Source organism: Pacificibacter sp. (assembly GCF_039769035.1).
Lineage (GTDB): Bacteria > Pseudomonadota > Alphaproteobacteria > Rhodobacterales > Rhodobacteraceae > Celeribacter.
Genome location: NZ_JBDMZG010000187.1, coordinates 1 through 14,179 on the forward strand (window position 1 = coordinate 1; position 14,179 = coordinate 14,179).

Consider the following 14,179-nt stretch of genomic DNA (forward strand, 5'->3'; position numbering starts at 1 on the left):
GTGGAATTGGTGGATATATTGGCGGGCGTCTGGCCGAGGCAGGTCATGACGTCACTTTGGTTGCGCGCGGTGATCATTTATCCGCGATCCAATCTCGGGGCCTTACGATTGAAAGCCCGCTTGGCGATGCACATTTGCCCGACATCAAGGCCGTCGAACATATTGACGACGTCGGGACTGCCGACTTTATCTTTGCCACGGTGAAGCTGCCTGATTTGGACAAGTTGGCACGGCAAATCCCCAAGCTTTTGACCCCTCGCAGCCGTATCATCACTTTGCAAAACGGGATCGACGCTAAATCCATCGTTGCAAAATACGTCAACCCGATGATCGTTGCGCAGGGCGTGATTTACTTGGCGTCCTACATCAAAGAACCGGGGATAATTGCCTCCCCAGGAGGAAAACATCAGATGCTGGTCGACCCTCTTTTTGGCGATCAAACCATGGCGGCGTTGTTTGACGTCATTGACCATACCGTGGCCCTTGATGTGACGCCCGTTGAAAACTCTGACAAAACGGTGTGGAGCAAATTCACAGCACAGGCCTCCATCGCTGGAATCACGGCACTCTCGCACCTCAATCTTGGCGGCGTGTTTGCCTCTGCTGAGGCCACAGGATTGCTCAGGGCGTTGCTGAGCGAGGCAATTGCAGTGGCAAACGCAAAAGGCATTGTGATGGATGACGCACATGCAGACACCGTGATTGAGTTGTACTCGGCCCAACCCGCTGCGCAATCCTCTTCGTTGCTGGTTGATATCCAGCGTGGCAAACCAACGGAATTGGCGTGGCTGTCGGGGCGTGTCCATCAATTAGGACAAGAGCTTGACATCCCCACGCCAACGCATTCCACCGTATGGGCAGCCTTAGCGCCGTACAAAGACGGACCACCTGCGTCACGCGTTTAGTGCGCTTGAAGATGTAAAACCGCACTACCGCGCAATAATAAGTTCAACCTTGAGCCCGCCAAGCTCGGCACTTTCACCAAGACGCAAACTACCGCCATGTTTACGCGCAATGTCCGTTGCGATGGCCAATCCAAGCCCCACCCCAGATCCGCGATTTTGATTGCGAGCAGGATCAAGTCGCACGAAAGGCTGCAATACTTTTTCACGGTCTTCGATATCAATTCCCGGTCCGTCATCTTCTACGCAAAACACAACGGAGCGCTCAAGGACTGTCAAGGAAAGCCGAGCACGGCCACCATACCTGAGCGCGTTGGAAATCAAGTTGTCCAAGGCGCGCGCCAATGCATCAGGTCGGGCAGACAACTCAACAGACCCCAAGGTCGTTGATCCCAGTTCAACACGATCCGAGCCTCGCTTCGCGCGGTCATGCGCCGACAACAAAATCGAAGCGGCATCGACCTTTTGCGGCTCATCCAAAGCGTCAGCACGCGTAAACGCCAAGAACTCGTCCAACAGCCGTTCCATCTCGTCCAGATCTTCTTGAAGCGCCGCCACATCCTCCGCCAGTTTGGGATCACTTTCCATAAGCGAAAGACTGAGCTTCATGCGTGTCAAAGGTGTGCGCAAATCGTGAGAAACGCCGGACAAAATAAGCGTACGTTGCTCGATATGGCGCTCAATGCGCGCACGCATCGCGACGAACGCCGCCCCCGCAGCGCGCACTTCCACAGCACCCGCAAGCTTGTACGGCACATTGCGCCCGCGCCCAAAGGCTTCAGCCGCGCGCGCCAGCCGCCGTATAGGCCGTAGCTGATTGCGCAAAAAGGTGGCCGCGACGATGGACATAATCACCCCAGTGACCAGCGTCATCAGAATCAATTGATGCGGGTTACCAGCGGATGCGCGCCCACGTGGAACCTCAAGTCGCAAACGCCCCTCATCGAATTGCAAACTGACAATCACTTGACGTGAATTTGAAGACAAATCCACCCCTTCAAGATTGGCAAAGCTTTGGTACAAAATACGCGTGATCAAAATGCCCGAGAAATCATACCAAACCCGACCGTCCTGCGCTGCGGGAACAGACGGCCCAAAATCTGAAACGTAGCCCAACCGCAAATCAAGATCTGACAGCATCGGGTGTAGGCCTTGCGTATTACGCTCTTCAACTCCATCAACATAGAGCGATATTTCCGCCTGAACGCCGTGCATCAATTGTTTGGTCACATCGCTAAAATAGCGTTGCGAAAACGCGATCAACACCACAAGCTGCAACACAACAATTGGCACCATCAAAATGAGCACGGCGCGGCCATACAGACCACGCGGCATGAATTTTTTGAGCCAAACAAATATCATAAGCCATTGGTAGCCGCGCGGGCGGGGCTTGCAAAGAGGAAACACAATGACGCAACCAGATGTTGTGACCGAACTTGAGACCGGTCTCATACGGGTGATCGCGCCCAATCCATCTATGATGACATACTGGGGGACCAACAGCTACATACTGGGCACAGGCGCGGAACGCGTTCTGATCGACCCTGGCCCAATGGACTCGCAGCACGCTCAAACGATCTTTAACGCTTTGCCCACGCATGCGCGGATTTCACATATTTTGGTCACCCATGCACACAAAGATCACAGCGCGGGCGCCGCACAGATGTCGCAAACAACCGGCGCATCTGTTTACGCGTTCGGTGACGCTCTGTCTGGCCGGTCAGATGTGATGAGTGCGCTCGCGGCAGAGACAGACATTGGTGGCGGCGAAGGTGTCGATCTTAAGTTTCAACCCGATGTACACCTTAAGGACGCCCAGACGATAAATACGCCAGCCGGCGACATCACTGCACTGCACACCCCCGGCCACATGGGTAATCATCTTTGCTTTGCTTGGAACAACGCGGTTTTCACCGGTGATTTGATCATGGGTTGGTCGAGCTCGCTCATCTCTCCTCCCGATGGAGACGCAGCGGCTTTTCGCGAAAGTTGTCAAAAACTACTAGCCCGACAGGATTGCACGCTCTTCCCAGGACATGGTGATCCGGTTGAATCGGGCCATCTACGGATCCAATCTTTGCTCGATCACCGTGCACAGCGCGAGGCGCAGATCTTGGGCGCTCTTACCGAAGCGCCACTGACCTTATCGCAAACCACCCGCGCGGTTTACGGCGAACTTGCCCCCTTCACCCACCGCGCCGCCATGCGCAATACTTTTGCCCACCTTATTGATCTCAAACAACAATCAAAGATCACGGCCGATCCGAACCTAAGCGAAACAGCAGTTTTTCACCGCCCAAGCACTAAAGTTTGAAAAAAATGAATTTTTGTCACAAAACCCTCTTGCGGCCCCCAAATCTCATAGCTATACAGCCCTCATATTCCGGCGTAGCTCAGCGGTAGAGCAGTTGACTGTTAATCAATTTGTCGTAGGTTCGATCCCTACCGCCGGAGCCAATCACCCCATTAAGTGATTGGAAAAAAACGATAAGGCGCTCCAACTTGGGGCGCTTTTCGCATTTTAAGGCGCATTCTCTGACACATCCGATGACGCAAACCTCACGCGGGAGTTCGGAGCAACGAGACGAACAAACACATACCTACATTTGGAGCCCGAGCATCCTCATTCCGTAAGAGACGACGGCTTCAAAACAATTCTCACGAAATGGACCGAACTTATTTCTCGTTATTTCTTTGCTAATTCTTGTATTGCGTGAATCTGGGGTGTTAGCCCATCAATTGACCTGGCTCAGTACTCTGACTTTCGACATGCTAGGGGGCGATACGATGATGGAAACAGGAACTTTTGAACCCGTGTTGTCCGAGCTGGTACAATCTTAAATAGCGATCTCGAACCATGCGCTTGCTATTGCTCCAGTTCTCTCACATCACGAGGCTGAAATAGCCATTCAGCGCGCACATGACCTGCTACTCTAGCAGCTGTTTTGACAATGGAGATCGGTGATTGAAGATGAGCCGCTCATGCTCCCAGTCATGAACATCGACGCAACTCAATCAGTCTCACATCCCTCACCCGGCTCATCACCAAGGGCAAAGCGAGGGTCTGCCGCGCCAGCTTTTGTCAAATACAGAGTGAAGTCTCCGACCCTGCGCCAACATTGAATATCGACATATTTCAGGTTCTCGTCCGGAATTTGCCCCATCGCGAGAACATGCGTGAACTTGTCTTGCCACTGACTCCAATACACATGTCGGCTCGCGGTAACATAGGGTTTGATTGCGATATCGGGTCTAAAAACCATGACCGATGGGATTGTCCCCCATACAGGCGTTGCGTTGTTCTTCCACTCAGGGGTAATCGATAATCCATGCGTTCCTTGAAACAGGGTCGGCACATACGAGTCCGCAAACACTACTAAGTATCCGGGAGCGTGTGCATACCGCCTCTCGGCCATAAGCTGTGAATCTCTTACCGAAAGTACTCTCGCGCCGGGAAGCAAATCCTCGAATAAAGCCTGCAGCTCGGTGACTTCCTGCTGATTTCGATTGAATAACTCGGCAATCACCGTGACTTGGTATGCGAATAAACTAACAAAAACAGTTGTGTACAATACTACTTGCCGCTTCTTGAGTTTAGACCACGAAGAAAATGCAAAGAAGAGCGAAAAAAATACAAAAGGATATCTATGACTGATAACTGCAGCGCCATCAAGATTACGTGGCATAACAAAGAACAAGATCATGAAGACCAACAGCGGGCCCCTCGAATGGGGCGCAAGCCTAAGCTTTGATTGGCGACTGATAAAGGCGTTAACAAGAATTGAATAAAAACAAACCAATAAGAAAAAGGCGATTGTGACCAGCACAGCGTCAAATTTTATAAAACCTACCAACAAGGGCGACAAAATCATCCAGAAACGTTCTACAATTGAGCCATAAAAGGTTAAACTCCCATAGACGTTTGGGGGTGCCCCAATGCGATCTGCAAGATAATGTAGGCAAGGAAGAAAAAGCGGTACTGCGGCCACAATATTGGTCTTGAAGAGCGTCCAACGTTTCGATGCTGGAGCGACAAGCAATCGATCGACTTCATAGCCAAACACCGCAAAGAGCACGATAGCAAACGCCAGAATATGCATCTGAAAAAGTACAAATGCCGGAACAGTCAAAATGAGTATTTTTTTCAGGGCTGAATAATTCTGGATGTATAACCAAACTGCGAGAAAATAGAACGCAAATGGGACGGAAAACAGGTAGTTCTGAAATCCATACAAGAAGTTAACATTAAACACAAAGATTGCTGCTGCAAGCGGCCAGATTGACCACCCTCCATGGACCACGCGCGACAACACGGAGACCGAGATCAAAAAGTTTGCAGCATAAAATGCCATACAAATATTTGCAAACCGGACAGGATCAGTGAGGTGCCGCCCTATGCCTAACCACAGCATATCTACAGCAGCGTTGGCTTTCGTCGAGAACGTATAAGTATAGAATTCGTCAAGTGCTGAACTATTCGCCGTCGAGATGTGGTACCGCGCGATATGGTTTGGCAGGTCTATAAGCGGAAGATATGACCATGAGGAAATGAAGAGAAAGAGACCAATACACAAAACCAAAAGTATAAGTCTCGGGTCAGGCTTACTCATGGAAACGATTCATCCTTACAGTTAACTATTTGAAATATATATTTTAATTAACACCGTCACTCGATGAACTAAAAACTAAACAACTTCAAGGATGTTATCAAGCGCTCATTCTTGGATCAAACATGGATGAGTATACGGATGCTAACATGTCCCGCGGCCACCAGCGCTGATCACAGTTGGCCTTTGGTATCGACTTGAGCAAAAGGAACGATAGAAACAATCTAACCGCATATAAACTGGCCTTGGCAAAAAGTTGATGGACCGCCGATCAGCTAGTGCAACGAGCCACATGCATCCTGAAGGCACAGGATTTTTCACTTCACAACAATAAACCAAGGCAATGCCAAACTCAGGAGTTAAAAGTAGAGTATATTTGAAGTCGGTGCTCAGGCCCAATTGGTAGGAATAGTACCTATGACCAAAAGTGACATTGAAGTCGTGTCAAAGGGTGCGGCGAAAGTTTCGTTGATTGTGCCCTTGCACAACGAAGCCGATGCAATCGGTCCATTTCTGAGCGCAGTTGATGACGCACTCGACTCTGAAGCGCTCAACATCACATACGAAGTCCTCTTCGTGAACGATGGCAGTCGTGATGCAACAGAATGCCAGATTGAGAATGAGATCTCCAAAAGTGCACCGATCAAGCTTGTCAACTTGTCGCGCAACTTTGGCAAAGAAGCCGCGCTAGTGGCAGGACTAGAAAATACAAGTGGCGATGTTGTGATCCCGAAGTAAGCTTTGGGCGCCCGCAACGATTGAACCGCAATGTTGCTTGTCCTGGCTCTTGTTTGGAAGCACCGGCCGCCGTCAAATTGTTGGTGCGACCAAAACGTCTGTTTCGGTCTCTACCACTATAGCGCAGCATCCACGCCTTAAGGAGAGCCCGCCTTAGCCGCCGTAGCTGCGCGTGCTGGTGGATTTGCCAAAGCCACCCCGCGAAGCGACACTTGTTTTGGTCATTGGCGCCTTGCCTTTGGTAGCCGTTGGCTTCGCAAACTGACTGCTGTTCAGGCTGCCTTTGCCTTTGTTTGAGTTATAGCTCGCGTTGCCCGCAGCATTGGTGAACCCGCCACCTGCTTTGCGGTACATCGGCTGCGAGCCAGCCAAGCCACCGCGGCCGCCAAGCATGCTGCCGATCAGATACCCAGTCAGAAGTGGCATGAAGATACCGTTAGAGCCTCCCGCGCCAAGCTGTGCTTGTTCAGACCCACACGCACCCTCTCCGTGCTGACTTTCACAGACCTCAATGCTGTCATAGCGCGGCGCTGCTTCCGCATGCAGCGCTTGCGCTTCAGAAAAAGCCACATCGCAAGCCTCGGTTGAGGCCAGACCACCCTGCCCGACCTCGGCCTTGCAGCTTTGAATATCGGGGTAAGCTTGCGCTTCGATTTTTTCTTCTTGGCACCCTGCGAGTGCAAAACTTGCTGCACCAAGAATACCAATTGCGACGGCTTTTGAACGTTTTGACATAGAGATATCCTTTAAAATCAATCGCGGATGAAGTGGGGTTTAAAGCGGGATAGGTCTTGGGTGATGCGGGATCGATCCTCGCGCACGCTCATCCCAACACAGTCTGTACCGACCATCCATGATCCAATCACGGGACGAAACCCGTCGAATTCAGGCAAAGGTTGATAGGCTTGGATGATTTGGGGATGATCCTTGTAAGATTCATTCGTTGAAAATTCGGTCACGTATCCGTTTTCGACAATCGACAAAGACGCTCCTTCGCGTGAGAAAATCGGTTTGCGCACGTGACTTGCGCGCAGCGCATCGGCTGCACGATCGAACGCAGCTTCAACCGCAGGAACAACCGTTCCGACACCGCTCAGGCCGTGCTGAATGTCTGCTTCAAAGAAGGCTGGCAATAGGTTTTTGTGCCCCTCAAACATCGACCATAACACCGGCAACAGTCCCTTATTTGACACCACAGCTTTCCATGCGGGTTCCATCATTAGACAATTGGCGGCCTCGATGTTTTGGGCATAGTCATCGCGCAGCATGTCTTCCCAAGGATACAATTTGAACAAGGCGCCGATCACACGCGCCTCGTCATCCAAAAACTGCCCCTCTTTGCTTAGACCGATTTTTTCTAAATCAAAATAATGTGCCCCAAGCCCCGCTTCGCGCGCAGCCCACCCCAGCATCTCGACCGTGGCGTAGTCTTCCGCATTACCGCTCATCGCAGTGAAATGCAGGTCCATGCCGTTTTCGAACAGCGCCTTGAACCGCGCAACCAGCGCCTCATGGATGCCATTGAACTGATCGTCATCCTTTTCGAGAACACCCATCGCGATCTGATCTTCGAGCCACGTCCATTGATACGAGGCGGATTCAAATAGAGATGTCGGCGTGTCGGCGTTGTATTCCAACATTTTCGCCGGTCCGGTGCCATCATAGGCCAAATCAAATCGGCCGTATAATTCCGGATCACCCCGGTCCCAACTGTCTTTCACCAAATCAAAATGCGCGGAAGGTATCCCCAGTTTTTCAAGCAGTTCTTCGCTTTTGACGATCTCGGCAACCGCATCACGACACATCGCATGCAACTCAGCAGATGGGTCTTCGATGTCATCTTCGATTTCGCGCAACGAAAACTGATACACAGAGGATTCATCCCAATAGGGTTCGCCATGCATGTCAGCAAAGGTGAAGCCCAGTTCGGCCGCTTGGTCGCGCCAATTCGGGCGCTCTGGGAGCGTAATTTTTTTCACGTGGGAAGTATCCTCAAAACTCAACCACATGCCTATCCAAATTCTGTTCATAAGACCAGAATGAACTCTTTGCGATGAAACTAAACACCCAAAACCGGTCTCGCTGGATACATTCGCTTGTTATAACAAAGCATTTAAAAAAACCGACATGATTGCTCATGCCGGTTTCATCATTGTTTTGTGGTCACATTTAGTTGGTCAGGCGCTCAGCGTGCCAGATCAAATGATCGTCCATAAAAGTCGAGATGAAGAAGTACGAGTGATCATACCCTTCTTGAAGACGCAATGTGAGCGCTATGTCTGTGCCTGCACAGGCCTCTTGCAATGCATGTGGATTGCAGCCTTCAAAGAAGTTATCCGCAGCGCCTTGGTCGACCAAGACCTCAGGGAAACGCGCGCCGCTTTCGATCAAACGCACCGCGTCATAGTCAGCCCATGCGGACTCGTCAGCCCCGAGATAGCTGCCCAAAGCGCCCTTCGACCAATCCGCCGTAGACGGGTTGGTGATCGGCGCGAAGGCGGAGCATGATTTGAACGTATTGGCATTTTTCAATGCGATCGTCAGCGCCCCGTGACCGCCCATAGAGTGGCCGAAAATACCCTGATGCGTCATATCCGCAGGGAAGTTTTCGGCGATCAAGGCAGGCAATTCTTTGGTCACGTAAGAATACATCTGGAAATGCGCGGCCCAAGGTTTTTCAGTGGCATCCACATAAAACCCAGCGCCCTGACCCATTTGCCAGCTCTCATCATTGGCCACATCCTCCCCCCGTGGCGAGGTGTCTGGACACACGATGATCAAACCGAGCTCAGCCGCCTTGCGACGATATTCGCCTTTGTCCATCACATTCGCATGAGAACAGGTCAGCCCAGATAAATACCACACAACAGGGCATTTTTGCGTTGCCGCTTGGGGCGGAACAAAGACCGCAAAAGTCATTTCAGTCCCTGTGGAAGTTGATTGATGAGTGTAGACGCCTTGCGTGCCGCCGAAGGAGATGTTCGTTAAAACGGTTTCCATGAGAGAGCCTTAAAATGAGAAAAATCCCGTGCGGTCAATGGACTACACGGGATTGTTTAAGTCTTAGAAAATGACGACAGAGCGAATGGATTCGCCTTTGTGCATCAAGTCAAAGCCTTTGTTGATGTCTTCCAAGCCCATTGTGTGGGTGATCATGGAATCGATCTCGATTTTACCGTCCAAGTACCAATCAACGATTTTTGGCACATCTGTGCGACCGCGTGCGCCGCCAAATGCAGTGCCTTTCCAAGTGCGGCCTGTGACCAATTGGAACGGACGCGTGGCGATCTCTTGGCCCGCACCTGCAACACCGATGATGACGCTTTCGCCCCAACCGCGGTGTGAGGCTTCCAAAGCTTGACGCATCACGTTGACGTTGCCGGTACAATCGAATGTGTAATCCGCGCCACCGATCAGGTCATCTCCGCGTTTGGTCATGTTGACGATTTGCTCAACAACGTCGCCGCCCTTAGTTGGGTTGATAAAGTGTGTCATGCCGAATTTGCGGCCCCACTCTTCTTTGTCGTCGTTGACATCCACACCGATGATCATATCCGCACCCGCCAAACGCAGGCCTTGGATCACGTTCAAACCGATGCCGCCAAGGCCAAACACTGCCGCAGTCGCGCCGAATTCAACCTTTGCCGTGTTCATCACCGCGCCAACACCTGTGGTCACACCACAGCCGACGTAGCACGCTTTGTCGAAAGCGGCTTTTTCAGAGATTTTCGCCACAGCGATTTCAGGCATCACAGTGTGGTTCGCGAAAGTGGAACAGCCCATGTAGTGATAAATCGTTTCGCCTTTGTAAGAGAAACGCGATGTGCCATCTGGCATAAGGCCTTGGCCTTGCGTGGCGCGGATCGATGTACACAGGTTGGTTTTTTGTGACTTACAGGACGCACATTCGCGACACTCAGGTGTGTAGAGCGGGATCACGTGATCGCCCACCTTCAATGATGTCACACCAGGGCCAACTTCTTGCACGACGCCTGCGCCTTCGTGGCCCAAGATCACTGGGAAAATACCCTCAGGATCGGCGCCAGAGCGGGTGAATTCGTCTGTGTGACAAATACCAGTGGCTTTGATTTCAATCAGAACTTCGCCCCATTTTGGGCCTTCAAGATCCACCTCAACCACTTCAAGTGGTTTGCCGGCTTCAAATGCAACAGCTGCAAGCGTCTTCATGTCAGTCCCCCTCGTACAAATTACGCAGTTCTACGCGTTTGACCGAGAGCTTACCTGCGGATCCACGTGGCGCAAAGGCCCATGACACTGAAAAAGACGTCTAAATCTGTTCTCTGGCGCATTTCATGTTGATCGTATTTGCAAGGTTTCAAGGGACAGATCCTTACAATCGCACACACAGACATGTCGTTATAAGAAAAGCCCCCGCAGCGTTTGCTACGAGGGTTTTGAACAATCATGGTCTTTGACCATTTGCGACCAAACAGTGGTCAGAACTCAGTACAACGAAACGTGTTGCGCCTTAGAGCAGCGATTACATGCGTGTCGCTTCTTTTGCGATTGTTGGGATATCTACACGGTTGATGCCGATGTCTGCCAAATCACGGTCGCTCATCGCGTTCAATTCTTGCACAAAGCGCGCTTGAACCGTCGCTGTTGCAACAGCTTTAAGTACGGCGGGGATTACTTTGAAAGCGCCAGATATCACTTTCGCGAAACGTTCAGTCAATGAGGATTGGCCGAACTGTGTGTTTGAAGTTGCGTATGCCATTTTTAAGATCCTATCTTTCATTCTGCAGACGACTGTCTGACTTCGAATTCTTTGGGCCCTTGCGATTGTGCCTTTGCCCGTTTCCTTGACTTCAATATGGGCCAAATGCTGCACTGCAACAATCCACAATGCGAGAACCCCGTCATGCGCCAAACGCATAGTTAAATCGCGCGCATATGCGCGTTGCGCATGCCTGCCCCAGCTTTACTGCGATGCAAAAAGGCCCCGCAAATGCAGGGCCTTAGAATGACGAACCGTTAGATGTCTTAAAGCGCTTCCGCGGCCTCACGCGCAGGAAGATACGCCAAACCTTGCACGTCTGCCACAGGCTTGCAGGTGACTTGACCATGGGCCACATTCAGACCTTCCAACAAATGTGGGTCGGTCAACAAAGCTTCTTTGATGCCCAAATCAGCCAATTTCAGCAAATGCGGCAGGGTCGCATTGTTGAGCGCATAGGTCGAGGTACGCGCCACAGCCCCCGGCATATTGGCGACACAGTAATGCACGATGCCCTCTTCCACATAGATCGGATCAGCGTGGGTCGTAGCGCGCGACGTCTCGAAGCATCCACCTTGGTCGATCGCCACATCCACCAAAACGGCGCCTGTCTGCATGGTTTTCAACATCTCGCGGGTGACAAGCTTTGGCGCGGCTGCGCCCGGGATCAACACAGCCCCGATCACGAGATCCGCAGTGGTTATAGCCTGCGCCAATGACGTTTTGCTCGAGTAAAGTGTTTTCACCCGCCCGCCAAACTGCGCATCAATGCTTTCCAAAGCCTCATTAGACCGATCTAAAATAGTGACATCCGCGCCCATGCCCACGGCCATCGCCGCCGCATTGCGCCCAACGACGCCACCGCCGATAACAACCACATTTGCAGGCGCCACACCGGGCACACCGCCAAGCAACACGCCGCGCCCGCCCTGGGCTTTTTCTAATGTATGCGCGCCAGCCTGTGCCGCCATGCGCCCTGCCACTTGGCTCATGGGTTTGAGCAACGGGAGACCACCAAAGGGCGACGTGACGGTTTCGTAGGCAATACAAACCGCCCCCGATGCCATCAAGTCATTGGTCTGCGGCGCATCTGGCGCGAGGTGCAAATAAGTATAAAGCGTTTGCCCTTTGCGCAGACGCGCGCGTTCCACCGCTTGCGGTTCTTTAACCTTCACAATGATATCAGCTGTGGCGAACACAGCCTCAACATCTGCCAACTCTGCACCGACAGCGACATAATCCGCGTCTGTCGCCCCGATGCCAAGGCCAGCACCATGCTCAACAACCACCTCGTGACCATGAGCCACAAGTTCCGCAGCACTTTCTGGCGTCAGGCCAACACGGTATTCATGATTTTTGATCTCTTTTGGGCACCCGATACGCATGTGTGTATCCTCCACTTGGTCATGCATTTTCTCTGCCCAAAGCGTAACATTTCCAAAGTGGGAGGTTCTTCGCCATGCAGCAGTGAAACGCACCAAGTTGGCACATTCATCCACCAGACAGGACGATTGACGAAACACATCCCACACCGAAAACCCATGACACAATATCTGCCCGCAACGCCCAACCAAATCACGAATCATGGCAGCGTCTTTGACGTCGAGACGACTTGCACAGCCCCCGCGCTTCATGGTCTATGGGTGCAAATCAGATCGGAGCTTATTCATGACCACTTCAACAGCCGTTTCCATCGGATCCGACGACCTCAGCGGTCAAGTGACCCTCGCCAACGACATGCCATTTGGCTTGATTTGTGGCCCTTGTCAGTTGGAAAGCTTGGATCATGCGCGCATGTTGGCGGAAAAAATCGCCAAAGCCTGTGACGCGACAGGCACGCCGTTTATCTTCAAAGGCTCCTATGACAAGGCCAATCGCTCGTCTTTGTCCGGTCAACGTGGGCTTGGGTCTGAGCTTGGCCTGACCATCTTGTCCAAAATCCGCGATGAATTTGGCTGCCCAGTGCTGACGGACGTGCATGAGACGCATCATTGCGAGATGGCGGCGGAATTTGTCGATATTCTGCAAATCCCAGCGTTTTTGTGCCGCCAAACCGATCTTTTGCTGGCCGCTGGCGAAACCGGCAAGACCATCAACATCAAGAAAGGTCAGTTTTTGGCCCCTTGGGATATGGCAAACGTGGCTGAAAAGGTCGCCTCTACAGGCAATCGCAAGATCATGCTCTGTGATCGCGGCACCTCCTTTGGCTATAACACCTTGGTGTCTGATTTCCGTGGTCTGCCGAAAATGGCCGAAACGGGATACCCCGTTGTGTTTGATGCCACCCATTCGGTGCAGCAACCCGGTGGCAATGGCAATTCATCCGGTGGCGACCGCACAATGGTGCCGCCTCTCGCACGTGCGGCTGTGGCTGTGGGCGTGTCTTGCCTGTTTATCGAAGCGCATGAAGACCCTGACAACGCGCCCTCAGACGGGCCAAACATGGTCCGCATCGAAGAGCTGGAAGGCCTTCTTGGCACTCTGCGCGCTTTGGACAACGTGGTCAAACCAGCCTAAATCACGCCTAAAAACTGTTTAAAACATCGGGCTTTTGTCCCTTTGTCGCCCCAATTCTGTCTTTGGGGCGGCAGATTTGCGTCGTTTGCTGTTCTGATCGTCACAAGCATGAGTTCAGAAAATGTCCAAACAAACACCTGTCCCCAATCCCCAGCAAACGTCACAGAAACCCGAGCCACAAACACCACCAACGCAGTTTAAGGACTGGGCCGCACTTTAGGCGCGAGCGACATTGCCTTGGGTCGGTGAACCGTGCAAAATCACGCGACAAACCGCAGGCCTCAGAGCAATCATGACCAAACAATCCGCGCCCGTATCCTCAATCCGCAACCTTGGCCCCGCCTCAGACGAAGCCTTTGCGCGCGCGGGCATCACAACGGCGGATCAATTGCATGCATTGGGTCCAGACAAGGCCTACGCCAAGCTTTTGGCCGCAGGCAGCCGGCCGCATTTCATCGGCTACTACGCCATGGTGATGGGCCTGCAAGGCCGACCGTGGAACGACTGCAAAGGCGATGAGAAAAAGGCCCTACGCGTGCGGTTTGACGCGATCAAAGCCGGTGCGGCCAGCGATACAACCGCAGCCCCAGCTGGGATCGAACGTATCTTGGATCAAATCGGTGTGGGAACAAAACGCCAGACATAGGCCTTTGACGCAAATCTCAACAAAACTCCAA

General features: G+C 52.1%; 13 protein-coding genes and 1 tRNA gene. 6 read left to right on the forward strand and 8 right to left on the reverse strand.

Going from position 1 to position 14,179, the window contains the following annotated elements; translation table 11 throughout:
• Positions 1-905: 2-dehydropantoate 2-reductase (locus ABF287_RS15195; protein WP_347185843.1), on the forward strand; the 905-nt coding region annotated here is incomplete at its 5' end.
• Positions 906-929: 24 nt separating this feature from the next.
• Here the strand turns inward: ABF287_RS15195 and ABF287_RS15200 are convergent.
• The gene (locus tag ABF287_RS15200; protein ID WP_347185844.1) at positions 930-2,237 is read right to left on the reverse strand and encodes an ATP-binding protein; all 1,308 of its coding nucleotides are present in this window, start codon (positions 2,235-2,237) and stop codon (positions 930-932) included.
• 73 nt (positions 2,238-2,310) lie between these two features.
• Here ABF287_RS15200 and ABF287_RS15205 point away from each other — a divergent pair, with 73 nt between their 5' ends.
• Together ABF287_RS15205 and ABF287_RS15210 are read left to right on the forward strand one after the other, a co-directional pair.
• Entirely contained in the window at positions 2,311-3,216 is a 906-nt protein-coding gene (locus ABF287_RS15205; protein WP_347185845.1) for an MBL fold metallo-hydrolase, read from the forward strand.
• Between the two features lie 68 nt (positions 3,217-3,284).
• A tRNA-Asn gene (locus ABF287_RS15210) sits at positions 3,285-3,359 on the forward strand.
• Positions 3,360-3,913: 554 nt separating this feature from the next.
• Here ABF287_RS15210 and ABF287_RS15215 read toward each other — a convergent pair.
• The gene (locus ABF287_RS15215) at positions 3,914-5,512 is read right to left on the reverse strand and encodes a hypothetical protein (protein WP_347185846.1); all 1,599 of its coding nucleotides are present in this window, start codon (positions 5,510-5,512) and stop codon (positions 3,914-3,916) included.
• Between the two features lie 414 nt (positions 5,513-5,926).
• Between ABF287_RS15215 and ABF287_RS15220 the strand changes: the two genes are divergently transcribed.
• Entirely contained in the window at positions 5,927-6,247 is a 321-nt protein-coding gene (locus tag ABF287_RS15220; protein ID WP_347185847.1) for a glycosyltransferase, read from the forward strand.
• Positions 6,248-6,400: 153 nt separating this feature from the next.
• Here the strand turns inward: ABF287_RS15220 and ABF287_RS15225 are convergent, their stop codons facing one another.
• From ABF287_RS15225 to ald, 6 genes are all read right to left on the reverse strand, one after another.
• Positions 6,401-6,982: a DUF1190 domain-containing protein gene (locus tag ABF287_RS15225; RefSeq protein WP_347185848.1), complete on the reverse strand. Its 582-nt coding sequence runs from the start codon at positions 6,980-6,982 to the stop codon at positions 6,401-6,403.
• 17 nt (positions 6,983-6,999) lie between these two features.
• Positions 7,000-8,226, reverse strand: coding sequence for a glutathionylspermidine synthase family protein (locus ABF287_RS15230; protein WP_347185849.1), 1,227 nt, complete (start codon positions 8,224-8,226; stop codon positions 7,000-7,002).
• 190 nt (positions 8,227-8,416) lie between these two features.
• Positions 8,417-9,247, reverse strand: coding sequence for an S-formylglutathione hydrolase (gene fghA, locus ABF287_RS15235; protein WP_347185850.1), 831 nt, complete (start codon positions 9,245-9,247; stop codon positions 8,417-8,419).
• Between the two features lie 63 nt (positions 9,248-9,310).
• Complete coding sequence (locus ABF287_RS15240; protein ID WP_347185851.1) at positions 9,311-10,435, reverse strand: S-(hydroxymethyl)glutathione dehydrogenase/class III alcohol dehydrogenase; 1,125 nt, start codon at positions 10,433-10,435, stop codon at positions 9,311-9,313.
• A 313-nt stretch (positions 10,436-10,748) separates the two neighbouring features.
• Positions 10,749-10,985, reverse strand: coding sequence for a DUF1127 domain-containing protein (locus ABF287_RS15245; RefSeq protein WP_347185852.1), 237 nt, complete (start codon positions 10,983-10,985; stop codon positions 10,749-10,751).
• 266 nt (positions 10,986-11,251) lie between these two features.
• Positions 11,252-12,370 (reverse strand): alanine dehydrogenase, encoded by a 1,119-nt coding sequence (ald, locus tag ABF287_RS15250; protein ID WP_347185853.1) that lies wholly within the window; start codon positions 12,368-12,370, stop codon positions 11,252-11,254.
• A 283-nt stretch (positions 12,371-12,653) separates the two neighbouring features.
• Here ald and kdsA point away from each other — a divergent pair, with 283 nt between their 5' ends.
• A complete protein-coding gene (gene kdsA, locus ABF287_RS15255; RefSeq protein ID WP_347185854.1) occupies positions 12,654-13,502 on the forward strand; it encodes a 3-deoxy-8-phosphooctulonate synthase in 849 nt (282 codons plus the stop codon).
• 292 nt (positions 13,503-13,794) lie between these two features.
• Positions 13,795-14,148, forward strand: coding sequence for a TfoX/Sxy family DNA transformation protein (locus ABF287_RS15260; protein ID WP_347185855.1), 354 nt, complete (start codon positions 13,795-13,797; stop codon positions 14,146-14,148).
• Positions 14,149-14,179: the final 31 nt, after the last annotated feature.